General features: G+C 70.6%; 14 protein-coding genes and 1 riboswitch. Of the genes, 4 read left to right on the forward strand and 10 right to left on the reverse strand.

Annotated features, from left to right (window positions below; translation table 11 throughout):
* Positions 1 to 59 precede the first annotated feature (59 nt).
* From pgsA to ABZW60_RS23145, 7 genes are all read right to left on the reverse strand, one after another.
* On the reverse strand, positions 60 to 683 hold the full coding sequence (pgsA, locus tag ABZW60_RS23115; protein ID WP_355479919.1) for a CDP-diacylglycerol--glycerol-3-phosphate 3-phosphatidyltransferase: 624 nt from the start codon (positions 681 to 683) through the stop codon (positions 60 to 62).
* The gene (locus tag ABZW60_RS23120; protein WP_355479921.1) at positions 680 to 2,482 is read right to left on the reverse strand and encodes a radical SAM protein; all 1,803 of its coding nucleotides are present in this window, start codon (positions 2,480 to 2,482) and stop codon (positions 680 to 682) included. The genes pgsA and ABZW60_RS23120 overlap by 4 nt, the downstream gene beginning before the upstream one ends.
* A gap of 48 nt (positions 2,483 to 2,530) precedes the next feature.
* Positions 2,531 to 3,298, reverse strand: a complete 768-nt coding sequence (locus ABZW60_RS23125; RefSeq protein ID WP_355479923.1) for a RodZ domain-containing protein — start codon at positions 3,296 to 3,298, stop codon at positions 2,531 to 2,533.
* A gap of 86 nt (positions 3,299 to 3,384) precedes the next feature.
* Positions 3,385 to 3,951, reverse strand: coding sequence for a hypothetical protein (locus tag ABZW60_RS23130; protein WP_355479924.1), 567 nt, complete (start codon positions 3,949 to 3,951; stop codon positions 3,385 to 3,387).
* Between the two features lie 3 nt (positions 3,952 to 3,954).
* Positions 3,955 to 6,570: a DNA translocase FtsK 4TM domain-containing protein gene (locus ABZW60_RS23135; RefSeq protein WP_355479926.1), complete on the reverse strand. Its 2,616-nt coding sequence runs from the start codon at positions 6,568 to 6,570 to the stop codon at positions 3,955 to 3,957.
* An 86-nt stretch (positions 6,571 to 6,656) separates the two neighbouring features.
* Positions 6,657 to 7,445, reverse strand: a complete 789-nt coding sequence (locus ABZW60_RS23140) for a DUF4184 family protein (RefSeq protein ID WP_355479928.1) — start codon at positions 7,443 to 7,445, stop codon at positions 6,657 to 6,659.
* Between the two features lie 31 nt (positions 7,446 to 7,476).
* On the reverse strand, positions 7,477 to 7,992 hold the full coding sequence (locus ABZW60_RS23145) for a DinB family protein (RefSeq protein WP_355479930.1): 516 nt from the start codon (positions 7,990 to 7,992) through the stop codon (positions 7,477 to 7,479).
* 96 nt (positions 7,993 to 8,088) lie between these two features.
* A riboswitch (SAM riboswitch) is annotated at positions 8,089 to 8,202 on the forward strand.
* A 17-nt stretch (positions 8,203 to 8,219) separates the two neighbouring features.
* Between ABZW60_RS23145 and ABZW60_RS23150 the strand changes: the two genes are divergently transcribed.
* Positions 8,220 to 9,584, forward strand: coding sequence for an aminotransferase class V-fold PLP-dependent enzyme (locus tag ABZW60_RS23150; protein WP_355479932.1), 1,365 nt, complete (start codon positions 8,220 to 8,222; stop codon positions 9,582 to 9,584).
* Between the two features lie 30 nt (positions 9,585 to 9,614).
* Here ABZW60_RS23150 and ABZW60_RS23155 read toward each other — a convergent pair whose 3' ends face one another.
* Positions 9,615 to 11,666 (reverse strand): prolyl oligopeptidase family serine peptidase, encoded by a 2,052-nt coding sequence (locus tag ABZW60_RS23155; protein WP_355479934.1) that lies wholly within the window; start codon positions 11,664 to 11,666, stop codon positions 9,615 to 9,617.
* A gap of 49 nt (positions 11,667 to 11,715) precedes the next feature.
* On the opposite strand from ABZW60_RS23155, the gene ABZW60_RS23160 reads away from it, so the two are divergent.
* The 3 genes from ABZW60_RS23160 to ABZW60_RS23170 are packed head-to-tail and all read left to right on the forward strand — an operon-like array spanning position 11,716 to position 15,058.
* The gene (locus ABZW60_RS23160; protein WP_355479936.1) at positions 11,716 to 13,587 is read left to right on the forward strand and encodes a LuxR C-terminal-related transcriptional regulator; all 1,872 of its coding nucleotides are present in this window, start codon (positions 11,716 to 11,718) and stop codon (positions 13,585 to 13,587) included.
* Between the two features lie 47 nt (positions 13,588 to 13,634).
* Positions 13,635 to 14,420 (forward strand): disulfide bond formation protein DsbA, encoded by a 786-nt coding sequence (locus ABZW60_RS23165; protein WP_355479938.1) that lies wholly within the window; start codon positions 13,635 to 13,637, stop codon positions 14,418 to 14,420.
* Positions 14,417 to 15,058 (forward strand): maleylpyruvate isomerase family mycothiol-dependent enzyme, encoded by a 642-nt coding sequence (locus ABZW60_RS23170; protein ID WP_355479940.1) that lies wholly within the window; start codon positions 14,417 to 14,419, stop codon positions 15,056 to 15,058. The genes ABZW60_RS23165 and ABZW60_RS23170 overlap by 4 nt, the downstream gene beginning before the upstream one ends.
* 80 nt (positions 15,059 to 15,138) lie before the next feature.
* Here ABZW60_RS23170 and ABZW60_RS23175 read toward each other — a convergent pair whose 3' ends face one another.
* Complete coding sequence (locus ABZW60_RS23175) at positions 15,139 to 16,665, reverse strand: alkaline phosphatase D family protein (RefSeq protein WP_355479942.1); 1,527 nt, start codon at positions 16,663 to 16,665, stop codon at positions 15,139 to 15,141.
* Positions 16,666 to 16,705: 40 nt separating this feature from the next.
* Positions 16,706 to 17,737: a LacI family DNA-binding transcriptional regulator gene (locus tag ABZW60_RS23180; protein WP_355479944.1), complete on the reverse strand. Its 1,032-nt coding sequence runs from the start codon at positions 17,735 to 17,737 to the stop codon at positions 16,706 to 16,708.
* Positions 17,738 to 17,766 lie beyond the last annotated feature (29 nt).

Genomic DNA, 17,766 nt, shown 5'->3' on the forward strand with positions numbered 1-17,766 from the left:
CGCCCGATCTGCGCCGGCCTGGGTGCGGGGGCTTGGGTGTGGGGGCTTGGGTGTGGGGGTTATGGGAGGGGACGTTTGGCGGCTGCTCTTAAGCGGAGGGCTCGGAGGAGGTAGTCGAGGCCTGTTACGAGGGTTACCAGGACTGCGGCGGCCATGATGATTACTGCCGGCCAGTGGAGCCAGGGCTCGTCCTGCCATGGGAGGAGGTAGAGGCCCAGGGCGATGGCTTGGAGGACGGTTTTGAGTTTGCCGCCTCGGCTGGCGGGCATGACGCCGTGGCGGATGACCCAGAAGCGCAGCGCGGTGACGCCCCATTCGCGGACCAGGACGACGATGGTGACCCACCACGGGAGTTCGCCCAGGTAGGACAGGCCGATGAAGGCGGCGCCGGTGAGGGCCTTGTCGGCGATCGGGTCGGCGATCTTGCCGAAATTGGTGACCAGGTTCCAGCGGCGGGCGATGTCGCCGTCGAAGCGGTCGGTGACGATCGCGACGACGAACGCGGCGGTGGCGAGCAGCCGGTCGCCGGTGGCTTGGCCCCCGTCGCGGAGCAGGAGCCAGACGAACAGCGGTACCAGGACCAGCCGGAGGACCGTGAGCGCGTTCGGCACGTTCCAGGCGCTGGGCGCGTGGAGATGTCCGCCTGCGGCGCGCGGTGCCGGGTTCGTCGGGGGGTTGCTCACGCGGTCAGGTTAGCTGCCGGACGGCCGTCTGGGGTGCTCACGAGTGCCGCGAACTCGGCGATCAGGTCCACACCGTCGCTCGCCACCACCTTCGCGGACACCAGATCGCCCACCCGTACGCCGTCCGGGAGGCCGGTCAGCGTGGTGATTCCGTCCACCTCGGGCCCCTGGTGCGCGGCGCGGCCCTCCGCCGTCCGGCCAGGACCGGGCACAGCGCCGGACACGGCCTCGTCGGACACAGCCTCGTCGGACACAGCCTCGTCGGACACAGCGCCGGACAGGGCGCCGGACAGGGCGCCGGACAGAGCCTCGTCCGACTCGTACGCGTCGGAATCGTCGGCGGACGACTCGAAGGATTCGACCAGGACCTCGACGAGTTCGCCGATGCGGGATTCGGCGCGCGACGAGGTCAGGTCCTCGGCCAGGCGGGTGACGCGGTCGAGGCGGTCGGCGATGGTGTCCTCGTCGAGCTTGCCGTCGTACGTCTCGGCCTCGGTGCCGTCCTCGTCGGAGTAGCCGAAGACGCCGATCGCGTCCAGGCCTGCCCGGGAGAGGAAGTCGCACAGGATGTCGACGTCCTCCTCGGTCTCGCCGGGGAAGCCGACGATCACGTTGCTGCGGATGCCCGCGGTGGGGGCGGCGGCGCGGACCTGGGCGATGAGCTCGAGGAAGCGCTCGGAGTCGCCGAAGCGGCGCATCCGGCGCAGCAGCGGGCCGGAGGCGTGCTGGAAGGACAGGTCGAAGTACGGCACGACGCCGGGGGTGCCGGTCATCGCGGTGATGAGGGTTGGGCGCATCTCGGCAGGCTGGAGGTACGAGACGCGGACGCGGGTGATGCCCGCGACCTGGGCGATCTCGCCGACCAGGGTCTCGAGGAGGCGGAGGTCGCCGAGGTCCTTGCCGTACGAGGTGGAGTTCTCGGAGACCAGGAAGAGTTCGCGGACGCCGTTCTCGGCCAGCCACTCGGCTTCGCGGAGTACCTCGGCCGGGCGGCGGGACATGAAGGCGCCGCGGAACATCGGGATGGCGCAGAACGCGCAGCGGCGGTCGCAGCCGGAGGCGAGTTTCAGCGGGGCCATCGGGCCGCCGTCGAGGCGCCGGCGCATGACGCGCGGACCGCTGGCGGGGGCGGTGGCGAGGTCGGGGGCGTCGATCTTCAGCTCTTCGGGGGCGCCGGTGACGAAGCGTCCCTTGAGCTCGCCGGGAGCGGCCGAAGCGCCCGCCGGGCGGAGCGACTCCGGGATGTGGGAGCCGACGACAGCCGCCTGTCCGCCGTTCACACCAGGTGCGGTCGGGGAGCCCTCGACGCCTGTGGGGGTGGGGGTGTCGCCGTGGCCGGGGATGGCTATGCCGGGGGTGGTGTGGCGGTCGGCGGGGGCCAGGGGTAGGAGTTTGCGGCGGTCGCGGGGGACGTGGGGCTGGTGTTTGGCGCCGGAGAGGATGCTGCGGAGGCGGTCCGAGATGTCGGCGTAGTCGTCGAAGCTGAGGATCGCGTCGGTCTCGGGCAGGGCCTCGGCGAGCTGTTCGCCGTACCGCTCGGCGAGGCAGCCGACCGCGACGACGGCTTGCGTGCGGCCCGACTCCTTGTAGTCGGCGGCGGCGAGCAGCGTGTCGACGGAGTCCTTCTTCGCGGCCTCGACGAAGCCGCAGGTGTTCACCACCACCGTGTCCGCCTCGGCGGCGTCGTCGACGAGGCGGAACCCGCCGGCTTCGAGCCGGCCGGCCAGTTCCTCGGAGTCGACATCGTTGCGGGCACAGCCCAGCGTGACCAGGGCGACGGTGGTGGGTGGCGTAGTCATCCCCACGAGTATGACGCGCTGTGCACGTCCCCGCCTAACTCAGTGGCGCTAGGACCCGCTGCCGGTGGTCTTGCTGAGGGTGCCGTTCGGGTGGGCGGTGAAGCGGTAGAGCTTGGTCGGGATCTGCTTGCCGTTCAGCACGACGACGAGGTTGGCGGGGTTGCCCACCGTCACCCGGATGTCGCCGGAACTGGTGACCGACTGCGCGATACCGGGGCCGAGCCGGCCCTGGAAGAGGCGGCGGTTCTTCTTGTCGCGGACCGTCAGGTACGTGCCGTTGCCCTTCGCGGTCAGCGTCAGCGAGGTCTTCAGCGCCGGCGGCTTCGGCGAAGCCGGCTTCTGCGTCGGCGTGACGCTCGGCTGTGGTGTCGGCTTCGGGATCGGTGTCGTGACGGTCGCGGTGGTGGTCGCGGTCTTCGACGCGTTGGCCTCGATGTCGCTGGGCAGCGTGAACAGGCGCACCATCCCCCAGCCCATCAGGATGACCAGGATCGCGCCGACCACCAGCGCCCAGCGCGGCCGGGCCGGCCGCAGCGTCGGGGCCTTGACCGCGGCGCGCTCCTCGCGGCGGGACTTCTCCTCCTCGACGGCGTGCTCGGCGTCGAAGGCGGCGAGCAACGGGGCCGGGTCGGCCTTGACCACGCGCGCGATCGACCGGATGTGCCCACGCGCGTAGAAGTTCCCGCCGCAGCGGGAGAAGTCGTCGGCCTCCATGGCGATCAGCAGCCCGGATCTGATCCGGGTCGCAGCGCTGAGCTGCTCGATCGTCATGTCGGCCCGCTCGCGGGCCGCCGTGAGATCGCTGCCGATGCTCACTTCGCCACCACCTTCTCGTTCGTCCGGCTACGGCCGTGCCGCAGACACCAACTCAACGGCCTTCGTCCGACGGAGTCACGGACGAGTCAGAGTTGTTCCCTGACCGGGCATCTCACATCGGCCAGCATGTGCAGGGCCTGCACCACTTCCCCGTTGGACGGCCGCGCCGTCAACCCGAACGGTATCGCGAGCGAGGACCCGGTCAGGCGCCGGTTGGCATCAGTTGTCTTGCGGGTCGAACTCGGCATCGCACCGAGCACCGGCCCGGGATCCTGCAGGTGTACGGCGATCCGCCCGTCGTCGAGCGGATGCCGCCGCTGCAGCACCGTCACCTCTTCGATGTCCTCCCAGCGGGTACCTATCCACTCGCTGCCGATCCGCAGCCGGATGCCCACGTCGTCGGCGACGAGCATCTCCCCCACCGTCAGCGCGCGGGCGCACACCACCGCCAGTACGGCGAACGCGGCCGCAGCGAGCCAGCGCAGCACGCCGGTCGGGCTGGTGGACCCTGACGCCGCGAACCCGATCGCCACCAGCGCCGCGCCGACAGCGAGTCCGCCGTGCACCTTCTGGGAGGCCCGGACGGTGAACGGCGTGGGCTCGGGATCGACGTCGAATCGTTCCTGCCTGGGCAGTGCACTCGCGGCGGTCACGTCTCACTCTCCTCGGAGGGTGGTGATGAAGTCCTCTAGGTCGTCGGGCTTGACCAGGACGTCCCTGGCCTTGGAACCCTCACTGGGACCGACGACGCCGCGGCTCTCCAGGATGTCCATCAGCCGGCCGGCCTTGGCGAAACCGACGCGGAGCTTACGCTGCAGCATCGACGTCGAGCCGAACTGGGTGGAAACAATCAGCTCGGCGGCCTGCACCACGAGGTCGAGGTCGTCGCCGATCTCGTCGTCGAGGTCCTTGCTCGGGCCGGGCGCCGCGGTGACGTCCTCCCGGTAGGTCGGCTGCAACTGCTCCTTGCAGTGCTCGACCACCGAGCGGATCTCGGCCTCGTCGACCCAGGAGCCCTGGATCCGCATCGGCTTGCTCGCGCCCATCGGCAGGAACAGGCCGTCACCCTGACCGACCAGCTTCTCCGCACCCGGCTGGTCGAGGATGACCCGGCTGTCGGCCAGCGACGACGTCGCGAACGCCAGCCGGGACGGCACGTTGGCCTTGATCAGACCGGTGACGACGTCCACCGACGGCCGCTGCGTCGCGAGCACCAGGTGGATACCGGCGGCGCGGGCCAGCTGGGTGATGCGGACGATCGAGTCCTCGACGTCGCGCGGCGCGACCATCATCAGGTCGGCGAGCTCGTCGACGATCACCAGCAGGTACGGGTACGGCGTCAGCACGCGCTCGGATCCCGGCGGCGGCTTCACCTTCCCGCCGCGGACCGCCTTGTTGAAGTCGTCGACGTGCCGGAACCCGAACGCCGCGAGGTCGTCGTAGCGCATGTCCATCTCGCGGACGACCCACTGCAGCGCCTCGGCGGCCTTCTTGGCGTTGGTGATGATCGGCGTGATCAGGTGCGGGATGCCCTCGTAGTTGTTCAGCTCGACCCGCTTCGGGTCGACCAGGATCATCCGCACCTCGTCGGGCGTGGCCCGCATCAGGATCGAGGTGATCAGCGAGTTCACGAACGACGACTTGCCCGAGCCGGTGGCGCCCGCGACCAGCAGGTGCGGCATCTTCGCCATGTTCGCGACCACGAAGCCGCCCTCGACGTCCTTGCCCAGACCGGCCACCATCGGGTGGTGGTCGTTGCGAGCGGTCGCCGAGCGGATCACGTCGCCGAGGCTGACGGTCTCCTTGTCGGTGTTCGGGATCTCGATACCGATCGCGGACTTGCCCGGGATCGGCGACAGGATCCGGACGTCGGCCGACGCGACGGCGTACGCGATGTTCTTGGAGAGCGCGGTGACCTTCTCGACCTTGACCGCGGAGCCGAGCTCGACCTCGTACCGGGTGACTGTCGGGCCACGGGTGTAGCCGGTGACCTGGGCGTCGATGCCGAACTGCTCGAACACCTCGGTCAGCCGGTCGACGACCTGGTCGGAGGCCTTGGTGCGTGCCTTGTGCACCGAGCCGGGCTTGAGTATCTGCCCGTCCGGCAGCGTGTACGTGATGTCGCCGGAGAGGCTGAGCTGCTCGACCCGCTGCGGCAGCGGCGTGTGCGGCGGCGGCTCCGGGGCCGGCGCGGGCGGCTTGCTCACGGGCTCGGGCGCCTCGAAGGCGGGCTCGACAGCAGCGGCAGCACTCTCGGCGCTGTCGACGTCGTACGCGTCGTCCTCCGGCGGCTTCGCCTTCTTGCGGCCGCGCTTCGGGGCTTCCGCGAGCACCGGGGAGTCGTACGGCTTGACCGTCGGCTCGCCGTCCTCGTCCAGCTCGGCCTTGGCGCGGCGCTGCTTGCGGGTCAGCCGGACCGTGTCGTCGGTCGGCGCGGCGGCCACGGACGGGGCGTCCTCGGGCAGCTCGGTGCGCCCCATCAGGACGTCGAACGCCGCGCGGAACCGCAGCGGGATCGCGTACACCGGCGTGCCGGTGATCACCAGCGCGCCGAAGATCGACAGCAGCACCAGCAGCGGGGCGGCGACATACTGCGTCAGGAGGTCCGAGAGGAACGACGAGATGAAGTACCCGATCGCGCCGCCGGCGTCGCGCAGCGGGCCGTCGGCCGGGTTGCTCGGCCGGGGCAGTCCGTTGGCGATGTGGATCAGGCCGAGGACGCCGAGGCAGACCGCGGTCCACCCGATGACCTGACGGCCGGCCGGGCCGTTGCGGTCCGGGTGACGCAGGGTGCGGATCGCGATGACGACCAGCATCAGCGGCAGCGCCCAGCCGAGCATGCCGATGCTGCCGCCGACTACGGTCCGTACGCCGTTGCCGACCGCGCCCGGGAGGTCCCACCAGATCGCGGCGGCCACGACGACCGCCAGGCCGATCAGGAACAGGCCGGCGCCGTCCCGGCGATGCTCCGGCTCGAGGTCGCGGGCACTGTGACCGATGCCCCGCACCATGCCGCCGAGCAGGTGCGCGATACCGATCCAGATCTTCACCACCCCGCGGCCGAGCGCGAGCATGGCGGCCGCGAACGGGCCCGGTCCGCTGTTTTTGGGCGTGCTGGTCCGCGCGGCGGAGGTTCCACCGCGCTTCGTGCTCTGCCCACGCTTCTGGGCGCCTGTCGGACGGGGGCGTCCACCGGCTGCCGAACGGGCCGTGCTCGGCCGTTTGGCTGCCGACTTCTGCGCCCGCGCCGGGGAAGACGTGCGGGTCGCCATATTGATCAGGCTACCCCGATCACCCCTTGAGTCCCACGTGTCACACGCCGATCACGCTGCCCCATCCGTAGCGTCACGACACAGCGTCACGAAACGCGCGTCCCCCGGCGCAACCGCTCCAGGTGCCACGCCACGACGTACGCCACCACGACGATCAAGCCGCCGGACACGAGCCCGGACAGCACCAGCCGCGCGGCAGTCTCACCAGCGAGTTCACCACCGGCCCGGCCCAGCTCCGTGACCGCACCGACGATGCCGAACACCACCAGCGCGCCCAGGACGACATGCCGGACCCAAGCAGGCACACCTGGCGTGGCTGCCGACGGTGACGTACGGCGATACCAGCGGTAGAGCCAGACCACGAGGAGGAGACAGCCGCCGACGGTGCTGACGTACTGGAGGATGCGGTTGACGTCCCACGCGCCCGTCACCTGTGCACGGAAGACATCCGGGAACTGGCGGACGAAGTAGCCGTCGTAGTGCGTGAAGGAGTCCCAGACCACGTGGGTCAACGCACCCGCGACAGCGGAAACGACCGTCCAGAGCAGGACGCGAGCATCGGTCAGACGCGGGCGGCCCGGTGCACCCAGGCGCGCAGCCAGCTGGGATGGAGCCAGGGCTGTCAAGGGCCGCCGCAGAACCAAGCTGAAGACGACCAGAAGCAGGAGCGCCAGCAGCGGGTCCAACCACAGGGCTGAGGTGAACTTGTGCGTGAGGGTCAGCGTGAAGTTCCCGTTGATCTGCGTCGCGAGCCTGTAGATCGGCCCGACGTACAGCAGGTCGGGAGCGACCGCACCGGCCACGAGAGCCGACACAACGAAGGGCCGCCTGATCATTGGGAGGACAGCCGCTGGGTGGGCGAGAGTGAACGGCACGGGCCGCAGCCTAAAAGCACATCAGGTCGTGTTACGCGCCCGTGGTCCCGTCGAGTTGCTCTCGTAAGAGGTCGGCGTGGCCGCAGTGCCGGCCGTACTCACCGATCAGGTGGATGTAGATCATCCGCAGCGTCGACTCGACGCCCTTGAACGTGAACCGCTCGTCCAGCGAGTGGCCGGCCGCCGCGTCGTCGGACAGCTTCCACTCGGCGATCAAGCCGTCGTACGCCGCCTGCGCGTCGGCCGCGTCGATCAGCTCGAAGTCGGCGTCCTTGCCGAGCTCCAACGGGAAGACCGGCTCGGCGGGAACCTCGGCGAAATGGATGCGGAACCAGATCCGCTCGACCTTGGTCAGGTGCCGGATCAGGCCGAGCAGTGACAGGTTGGAGGGCGGCGACGGCCGTTCGGCCAGCTGCTCGGCGGTCAGCCCCGCGCACTTGAACAGCAACGTGCTGCGATAGAACTGCAGATACCCCTGCAGCAGTTCGCGTTCCGGCGCGGTCAGCGAGCCGTCCGGCCGCTCGACCGCGGGCGCTCTCCAGGTCATCGACTTCCTTACCTCGTCCCACGATGTGTTCACTCATCTCATCACATGAGATAGCCACTGGCGGCAGCCGTATCCCGTTCGTTACCGTTCTCGGCAGGTCATGAGTGCCAGCGACAAGCCCCGGCTAGCTGGCCGGCAACCCTCCTCCGCGGTGGGGTGCCCCGGGTGAAGACCAGGCCGTGCGGATACCCCGCTCGGCAAGTGCGGACTTCCCTGGGAGCAGCAGCATGTCGATCCTGTCCATTCTCGAGCCGGCCAGTACGACGACCCCGCGGCCGGCGGTCACCCGGCAGGTCACCGGAACCATCCCCACCACCGTCGGCTCGGACCTGCTGGTCCCGCTCGCGGACGGCCGGGTCACCGACTACGCGAACTTCGACCACGGCGCGAGCGCCCCCTGTCTGGAGTCCGTCCGGGCCAGCGTCGAGGCCGCGCTGCCGTCGTACGCGTCGGTGCACCGCGGCAACGGCTACGCCTCGCGGATCACCACCCAGTGGTACGAGCGGGCCCGCGCCGAGGTGCACGCCTTCGTCGGCGCCCGCGACGACGACCAGGTGATCTTCACCCGGCAGACGACCGACGCGCTCAACCTGCTCGCCCACGCGGTGCCGGCGGATGCGACCGTCATCGTCTTCGAGTCCGAGCACCACGCCGCGCTCCTGCCCTGGCCGGCCGAGCGGACCGTTCGTCTCGAAGCGCCGTCCAGCCAGGCCGAGGCCGTCACCCGGGTCGCCGACGCGCTCCGGCAGGCACCCGAGGGTCCCCGTCTCGTCGTGATCACCGGCGCGTCCAACGTGACCGGCGAGATCTTCCCGATCGCCGAGATCGCCAAGGTGGCCAAGGCGCACGGCGCGCGGGTCTGTCTCGACGCGGCGCAGCTCGCTCCGCACCGCGCGGTCGACATCGCCGCGCTGGACGTCGACTGGGTCGCCCTGTCCGGTCACAAGCTCTACGCGCCGTACGGTGCCGGCGCGCTGATCGGCCGCTCCGACTGGCTCGACGCCGCCGACCCGTACCTGTACGGCGGCGGCGCGACCCATGCCGTCACGAGCGACACCGTGGTGTGGACGACCGGTCCGGCCCGCCACGAGGGCGGCTCCCCCAACGTCATCGGCGCGATCGCCCTGGCCAGCGCCTGTGCGGCGATCACCAAGCACCGCGACGCGATCGAGCAGCACGAGCGCAGCCTGCTGGCCCGCCTGCGGACCGGACTTGCCCAGATCGACGGCGTCACGATGTATTCGATCTTCGGTGAGGACGCCGACCGGGTCGGGACCGTCTGTTTCACCGTCAAGGGTCTGACCTCGACGCTGGTGTCCGCCGCGCTGAGCGCGGAGTACGGCATCGGCGTCCGCGACGGCAAGTTCTGCGCGCACCTCCTGGTCGGCCACCTGCTCACGACCGGGAACGAGCACGGTACGGCGGTCCGCGCCAGCCTCGGCCTGGGAACGACCCGCGAGCACGTGGACCGACTCGTCAACGCGGTCCGCACGCTGGCCACGACCGGCCCGCGGACGGAGTACGCGGAGAGCGCCCACGGCTGTCAGCCGTCCGACGATCCCCGCGACCTCCGCGCGCCGCGCATCTGGTAGAGCCGCGCATCCGGTGATCCAGCGGCCCTCCTACTGCTCGGGAGGAACGAGGCCTACATGGTGAGCAGCGAACGCCAGTAGGTCCGCCCACTCCGCCGCGACCATCGCGGCGGGCTTTCCGAAGCCATGGCCGGTGTTGACCTCGACCCGGGTCAAGACGGGCCGCGGACCGGACTGGGCATGCTGCAGCGCCGCGATGAACTTGTGGCTGTGCAACGGAACGACCCGGTCGTCGTGGTCACCCGTGACGACCAGAGTGGCCGGGTACGACGTCCCGTCGCTGACGCGATGCAGTGGCGAGTACGCCAGCAGGTCCTCGAACTGCTCGGGATCGTCCGGCGAACCGTAGTCGGACGCCCAGGCCGCACCGACGGTGAACTTGTGGAACCGCAGCATGTCCAGGACACCCACACCCGGCAATGCGACCGCGAAGAGGTCCGGTCGCTGCGTCATGACCGCACCGACGAGCAGTCCGCCGTTGCTGCGGCCGTGAATGGCCAGCTGCGCCGGGGTAGTCACGCCGGTGTCCCGCAGGTCCTCGGCAACGGCGATGAAGTCGTCGAAGACGTTCTGCTTGTTCTTGAGCCGCCCCGCGTCGTGCCACTCGGTTCCGTACTCGCCACCGCCCCGCAGGTTCGCGATGACCAGCACACCACCGGCAGCGAGCCACGCCGGCCAGCCGGGCCGGTAGTCGGCCTGGATCGGGATGCGGAACCCGCCGTACCCCCACATGAGCGTCGGGCGCGGCTCGGAGAAGTCCAAGTCCGACCGGCTGATCAAGAAGTAGGGCACCGGTCCGGTCCGGCGCGTCACCGTGACCTGCGGCGGCGTGAAACCGCCCGAGCCACGGACCAGCTCCGGCAGCACGCGTACGTCGCCTGACCCGGTCGAGACGACGTACGACAGCGTGGGGTCGGTCGTTGTCGACAGGCCGATGAACAGCTCGTCGTACTCCGGCCCCGCGTTGAGCCCGACCACACCGCCACCAGGTACGTCGACCACGCGCTCGCCGGAGCCGTCCAACGCATAGAGCGTCAGCACCGGCTGCGCGTCGACAAGCGTCAACGTGGCCAGGCCGTTCGCAGTACCGCGGACTGCCTGCAGCGTTGACTCGCCCTCCGGGATCAAGTCGGTGAACGAACCGTCGAGTGTCGACAGCACAACCCGGCCGCGGGACGCGTCCCGGTCGGTCCGCAGGACCAGCAGGTCGCCGGACATCCGCACGAAGGCGATCTCGTCCGCGAACTCGTCGACCACCTTCACCGGCTCGCCCAGGCCGTCCGAGGTGATCGGGTAGACCCAGAGCCGGGTGGCGGGGTCGGTCCCCTCGGTGATGTGGACGACGAGATACCGGTCGTCGTCGGACAGCTCCGGGGTGATGAAGTACCGGTCGTTGTCCGGAAAGCTCAGCACCAGTTCGTCGTCGGACTGCGGAGTGCCGACGCGGTGCAGCATGAGCCGGCCGCCGGACAGGGACGTCGTCTCGGTGCCCTCGCTGCGTCCGCTCGCCGGGTAGTGCAGATACAGGTACGCCGAGCTGTCCGGGAGCCACGTCGCCTCGCAGAACTTGGCCTCCGACACCAAGTCGTCGACCGGCGTACCGGTGGCGATGTCGAGCAGCCGGAACGTCGTCCAGTCGCTGCCGCTCTCGTTGACGCCGTACGCGAAGTACTTGCCGTCAGGGCTCACCGTGAACGAGCCGAGCGAGTCCGTGCCGTCCTCGGACAGCGTGTTCGGGTCGATCAGCACCCGGCCGGCGGACAGCAGCTCGTCGAGCGAGTCGGCGACGAAGATGACGTCCTGGGCCTGGGTGCCGTCGTTGCGGCCCACGAAGTACCAGCCCGCCTTCTTCGCCGGCACACCGGCGCGCGGACGCGCGAGGATGGCGGCCATCGTGGTCTGGAACCAGGCACGCTCGGGGTAGTCGGCCAGCTCGGCCTGGGTGAATGCGTTCTGCCGGTTGACCCAGTCCTGGGTGTCGGCCGAGTCAGGGTCTTCGAGCCAGCGGTAAGGGTCGGCGATCTGGTGCCCGTGCAACGTCTCGACCACACCGTCGCGGCGGCTCTCGGGATAGACGGTCATGGGTCCAACCTACTGGCGGACTCGCCCACCCTGCCGTCACACTGCGAGCGTGACCACCACGCGACCGGTCGACGCGCACGCGGACCAGGTGCGGGTCGCCGCCGCGGTGGCCGGCCCGCGGGTCCGCCTGGACGTCCTGCAGCGGGTCGCCGCTCTGCCGAGCGACGAGTTCGCGGCCGCGATCGACGTACTGATCCGCAGCGGTGCGCTCGTCGTGGCGCCGGACACCGGCGAGTCCTGGTTCGCCGACGAGTCGGTACGCCGGGACACCGAGGCGCGGCTGGTCCTGAGCCGTCGTGCGGACCTGCACCGCCATACGGCGGAAGCGCTGGAGGCGGACGGTGACGCTGCCGAGATCGCCCGGCACTGGGCCGGAGCTGTCGCGGTCACGTCCGATCCGCTCGACAGGGCGGCGCTGCAGCTCCGCCTCGCGACCGCATCCGTCCGCGCCGGTGATCTCGCGACCGCCCACGCTGCCACCCGGAGCGCCGTCGCGGTCGCGAGGAGCGCGAAGGCCGCCGATCTGCTCGCCGAGGCAGCCGTCACGCTCGAGCCGATCGGTCAGTCGGACTGGGACGGCGACATCGACCAGTGGTGCACCGAGGCGCTCGCAGCGGGCGGTTCGCCCGGCACGAGAGTCCGGTTGCTGGCCCGGCAGACGCAGGCGGCCGTCTACCTCGCGCGGGCGAGTGAGGCGCTGCTCGCCAGCAAGGACGCACTCGTCCAGGCCGAGGCGCTCGGCGATCCGCACCTGCTCGTCGAGGCGCTGACCGCACGGCAGCTCGCGACGAGCGGACCCGACGACGTACCCGAGCTGACCGCTGCCGCGGACCGGATGATCGAGCTCGGGACGTCGACCGGTCGCGCCGAGGTCGAGCTGCGCGGCCGGCTCTGGCGCGTCGACACGCTCTGGTACGCCGGCGACCTGGCCGCGATCGCCGCCGAGACCGGGCGGATCGCCAGCTGTGCCGGACGAGCCGGCGGCCCGCAGGGTCGATGGCACGTCCTGACGACCCGCGCCTCGCTGGCCGCTGCGCGCGCCGAGTTCGACGACGCCGAGGCCCTCCTCGACGAAGCCCTCACCGTGTTCAAGAACATCGGCCATCCGGCGGCGCACGGCGCCGAGGTTGCGTTCCGGCTGGTGCTCGGCCACCATCGAGGCCACTCCCCCGCGCTGCTGGGCAGCGCTGTCTGGCAGTTCGGAACCGACGCCCGCTGGGACCTCGCCGCCCGCCTGAACCGTGCGTTCGTCCTGGTCGACGCCGGCCGGCTGGACGAAGCAACCGCCCTGTACCACCGCTGCGGCCGGCCCGAGTCGTGGCCGGACTGGCGCGCGGGCGAGCTGCTGCTGAACACCATCGGCGCGCGGGTCGCGGCCGCGGTCGGCGCGGCCGACGACGTACGGCGCTTCCGCGACCGGCTGGAGCGCCGCCGCGGCTGGTACGTCGTGGGCGGCGCGGGCGCGACCAACTTCCTCGGACCGGTCGAGCTGGTGCTCGGCGTCTGCGCCGCGGCCCTCGGCGAACCCGACGTGGCGGTCGCGGATCTTCGGACGGCCGAGGCCCGCTGCCGCAGCATCGGGGCACCGGGCTTCGCGGTCGAGTCGGCCTGCCTGCTGGCCGAGACCCGCCACGACAGATCCCAGGCTCGGGAGGCGCTGGACCTGGCGCAGGCACTCGGCATGACGCCCTGGGTCGAGCGACTCCGCCGCCTGGCCACCCCGGCTGACCCGTTGAGCCCACGCGAGCGCGAGGTGGCGCGACTCGTCGCGGACGGCCTCAGCAACCGCGAGATCGCCGCCCGGCTGGTCATCTCCGAACGCACCGCGCAGAACCACGTCCAGCACATCCTCGACAAGCTCGGCTTCGCGAACCGCGCCCAGGTGGCGGCCTGGGTCAGCACCGGCCTGAGTAGCGACTGAGCAATTCGGACGATGTGGCCATGAGACTGTCGGCGGACGCTCGGAGCATGCACAACGATCAGACCGGCGCCGACCTCGATCTGTGGGACCAGGTCACCACGGGTTACTACGCCGACCGCACCGGCATCACCCCCGCCACCGGCTTCCTGGAGCGCACCGAGGCGGCTCGCACAGAGACAACTCCTGGTACCACGCCAAGGGTCGACCTGTACGTCGATCCCGTCTGCCCGTACACGTGGGTGGTGTCGTGCTGGCTCCGCGAGGTCGCCCAGCGCCGTACCGTCGGCCTGCGGTACCACGTGATGAGCCTGCTGATGCTCAACGAGCACCGCGCCGTCGACGAGACCTACCGGGCGAAACTCGACGAGATGACCGGTCCGTCCAGAGTGGCGACCGCCGTGGTCGCGCACCACGGGCCGGAAGCGTTCCAGGCCTGGCACCGCGAATTCGGCGCGCGGATCTTCGACCACTGGCGCTACCCGTCTCCCGCCGAGTACCGCACTGCCTCGGCCGAAGCGCTGGTCGCCGCCGGGCTGCCGGCCGCGCTCGCCGACGCCGCGGATTCCGAGGCGTACGACGCGGCGCTCCGACGCAGTCACGACGAGGGCACCAGACCGGTCGGTATCGACGGCGGCACACCGGTCCTGCACCTCGACGGGGCCGCGTTCTTCGGACCGGTCCTCAACGCGGTCCCCCGCGGCGACGACGCCGTACGACTCTTCGACGGCATCCGCCTGCTCACGGGCTGCCGCGACTTCTTCGAACTCAAGCGCACCCGCACCACACCGCCGGACGTGCGCTACCGACCCACGAACGGAGCGGCGCGGTCATGAACGACGACGAACTCTGGGCCGCGATCGATGCTCAGCGCCTGCGCACTGTCGACCTGCTGACCACCCTCACGCCGGCCGACTGGGCGCACCGCTCGCTCTGCGACGGCTGGACTGTTCGCGATGTCGCAGGCCACCTGACCCTGCAGCAACTCAGGCTCGGCAAAGCGCTCCGTCTCGCACTGAAGCACCCCGGCATCCACAGCATGAACTGGATCATCCGGACCAGCGGCCGCGACCAGGCGGCGCTGCCGACCGGACAGCTCATCGACGAGATCCGCGGCATGGTCGGCTCCCGCCGGCACAACGTCGGCGTCACCGCACGGGAGACGCTGATCGACATCGTCGTCCACGGTCAGGACATCGCGATCCCGATCGGCCGATCGCTCCCGGTCCCGCCCGAAGCCGCCGCGACCGCGGCCACGCGGGTGTGGGAGTGCCGCGACACCTGGATGTCGAGGGTCTTCAAGCCGTTGCCGTACGACGGCCTGCGCCTGGTTGCCGACGACATCGACTGGAGCGTCGGCGACGGCCCGGAGCTCCGCGGTCCGGTGCTGTCGTTGCTCCTGCTGCTCACCGGACGCCGCGTCGTGCTGCCGCAACTCAACGGCCCGGGCGCGGAAGTCCTGCACGGCGTATGACGTCGTACCCGCCGGCCCCGGTGGGCGGCATCCCGCGCAGGCGCCGGAGCCGGTGGGTACGACTGGCCCACTGAAGAATCTCAGTGCCGGGCCGGGGTGATGTCCTTGGTCCAGAGCACCGTGCCGAACAGGTTGCGCAGCGAGACCGTGAACACGCCGGTCCGCGGGTCGATGGACGTGTGACCGAAGAACTGGTTGCCGCCCGCCGGCGACTGGTTCGCGAAGTCGGCCGCCTTCGAGAACACCACCTCCGGCCCGAACGTGCTGTCCAGTGCGTTCGGCCCGAAGGTGCCGGCGTTGATCGGGCCGGCCACGATCTCCCAGAACGGGTCGAAGTCGGTGAATGCCGCCCGCGACGGGTCGTAGTGGTGTGCCGCGCAGTAGTGCACGTCGGCGGTCAGCCAGATCGCGTTGCGGACCTTGCGCTTCTTGAACTGGCTCAGCACCCAGGCGATCTCGTGCTCGCGGCCGCCAGGCGCCCCTGGCAGGCCGTTCGCGACCGCCTCGATCAGGTCGCCGTCCGGCACCAGCACACCGAGCGGCATGTCGCTGGCGATCACCTTCCAGGTCGCCCGCGACGCCGCGACCTCACGGACCAGCCAGGCGGCCTGCTCGGCGCCGAGCATCGCCACCGGGCCGGCCGTCGACGGCACCGGGTTCGCGCCGCGATAGGTACGCATGTCCAGGCAGAACACGTCGAGCAGCGGGCCGTAGCTCACCTTGCGGTAGATCCGGTCCCGGCCCGCGACGTGCTCCATCGGCAGGTACTCGAGGAACGCCTTCTTCGCGCGCGCCGCGAGCACGTCGACACGCCGCTCGGTGTAGCGGGCGTCGGTGAGGATCTCCCCCGGGTACCAGTTGTTCAGCGTCTCGTGGTCGTCCCACTGCGCGATCAGCGGCACGTCGGCGTACAACGACCGCACGTTGGTGTCCAGCAGGTTGTACTTGTACCGGCCGCGGTACTCGGCCAGCGTCTCGGCGACCTTCGCGACCTCCTCGGTCACCACGTTCCGCCACACGGTGCCGTCGGCAACCTTCAGCTCGGCCTGGATCGGGCCGTCGGCGTAGATGTTGTCGCCGGAGTGCAGGAAGAAGTCCGGCCGGGTGTCGTGCATCGCCCGGTACGCGACCATCCCGCCGAGGTCCGGGTTGATGCCGTACCCCTGCCCGGCGGTGTCGCCGGTGAACACGAACGACACCGGGTTGTTGCGGCCCGGCGTACCGAACGAACCGTCGAGCGTCTGGCCGATCCGGCCGTTCTCGTCCTCGAAGCCGATCCGGTAGTCGTAGCGCTGGCCGGGGCGCAGGCCACGCAGCGGCAGCCGGGCGGTGAAGTCGTCGGCGGCGTCGGTCTTCGGGCCGCGCAGGCAGATCGCCTTGTCGAAGCGGCCGTGGCTGGTCAGCTGCACGACCAGCCGCCCGGGCCGGTCGGCACGCGACCACACGACGGCCGAGTTCGGCGTGACATCCGCACTCGCGACGCCGGACGGCAACGCGGCCCGGTCACGACGGACGAGATTCGGTGCCGCGGATGCGACGCCCGGCAGGGCCAACGACGCACCGGCGACGGAAGATGCGGCCAGGAGCTGGCGGCGACTCAATGTCATGGCGTCAGCTTGCGCCGCCCCGGTGAAGGGCGGATGAACCTCAGCTGGCGGGTGGGATCTCGCCGGAGCCGCGGATCGTCAGCTTCACCGGGACGCGGACCGTGCGGCCGGGGCGGTGCGGCTCGGGGAGGCGTTCGGTCATCAGCTGGATGGCCGTCCGGGCCATCACGTCGGCCGACTGCGCGACGGCGGTCAGGCCGGGGCTGAGCAGGTCGCCGAGCTGAAGGTCGTCGAACGACACCAGCGCCACCTTGTCCCGCCGGCCGGCCAGACCCCGCAGCACCTCGGCGGTGGTCATGTTGTTGGCCGACAGCAGCGCCGTGGCCGGCTCGGCGCGGTCCAGGACGGCCGACAGCGTGATGCCGATGCCCTCGGTGGTCGGCTCGGACAGGTGCACGAGGTCCTCGTCGACGCCGATCCCGTGCCGGGCCATCGCCGCCCGGTAGGCCACCACCCGCTCGCGGGCGGTGAAGATCCGCTCGTCGTCGCCCAGGTACGCGATCCGCCGGTGGCCCTGCCGGACCAGGTGGTCGATCGCCTGGTCGATACCGCCGGCGTTGTCCGCGAGCACGGCGTCGGCCTCGATGCCGTGCGCGGGACGGTCGATCGTGACGACCGCCATCCCGGCGTCGACATGCGGCGCGAGATACTCCTGGGTCTCCCCGATCGGCGCCATGATCAGCGCGTCCGGGCGCCGGGCGACGAACTCCAGGCAGACGTCGCGCTCCCGCTCCGGGTCCTCGTCGGTCAGGCCGATCATCACGACCGAGCCGGACGAGCGCGCCCACAGCTCGACCGCGCGGCCGAGCGAGGCGAAGAACGGGTCGCCGATGTCGCGGATCACCACGGCGATCGTCCCGGTCTTGCCGCGGCGCAGCATCCGGGCCGACTCGTTCGGGGTGTAGTTGAGCTCCTTGATCGCCGCCTGCACCTTGGCGGTCAGCTCCGGGCTGACGTTCGGCTCCTCGTTCACCACCCGGGACACGGTCTTCAGTGCGACCCCGGCCCGGGCGGCGACCTCCTTCATCGTGGGCCGGCGCTGGCCCGTCCCGTTCACCCCGCTGACACTCATCGCCGGCCCACCCTTCCTGTGCTCGCGCA

Origin of the sequence: Kribbella sp. NPDC003557 (assembly GCF_040610805.1) — a bacterium.
GTDB lineage: Bacteria > Actinomycetota > Actinomycetes > Propionibacteriales > Kribbellaceae > Kribbella.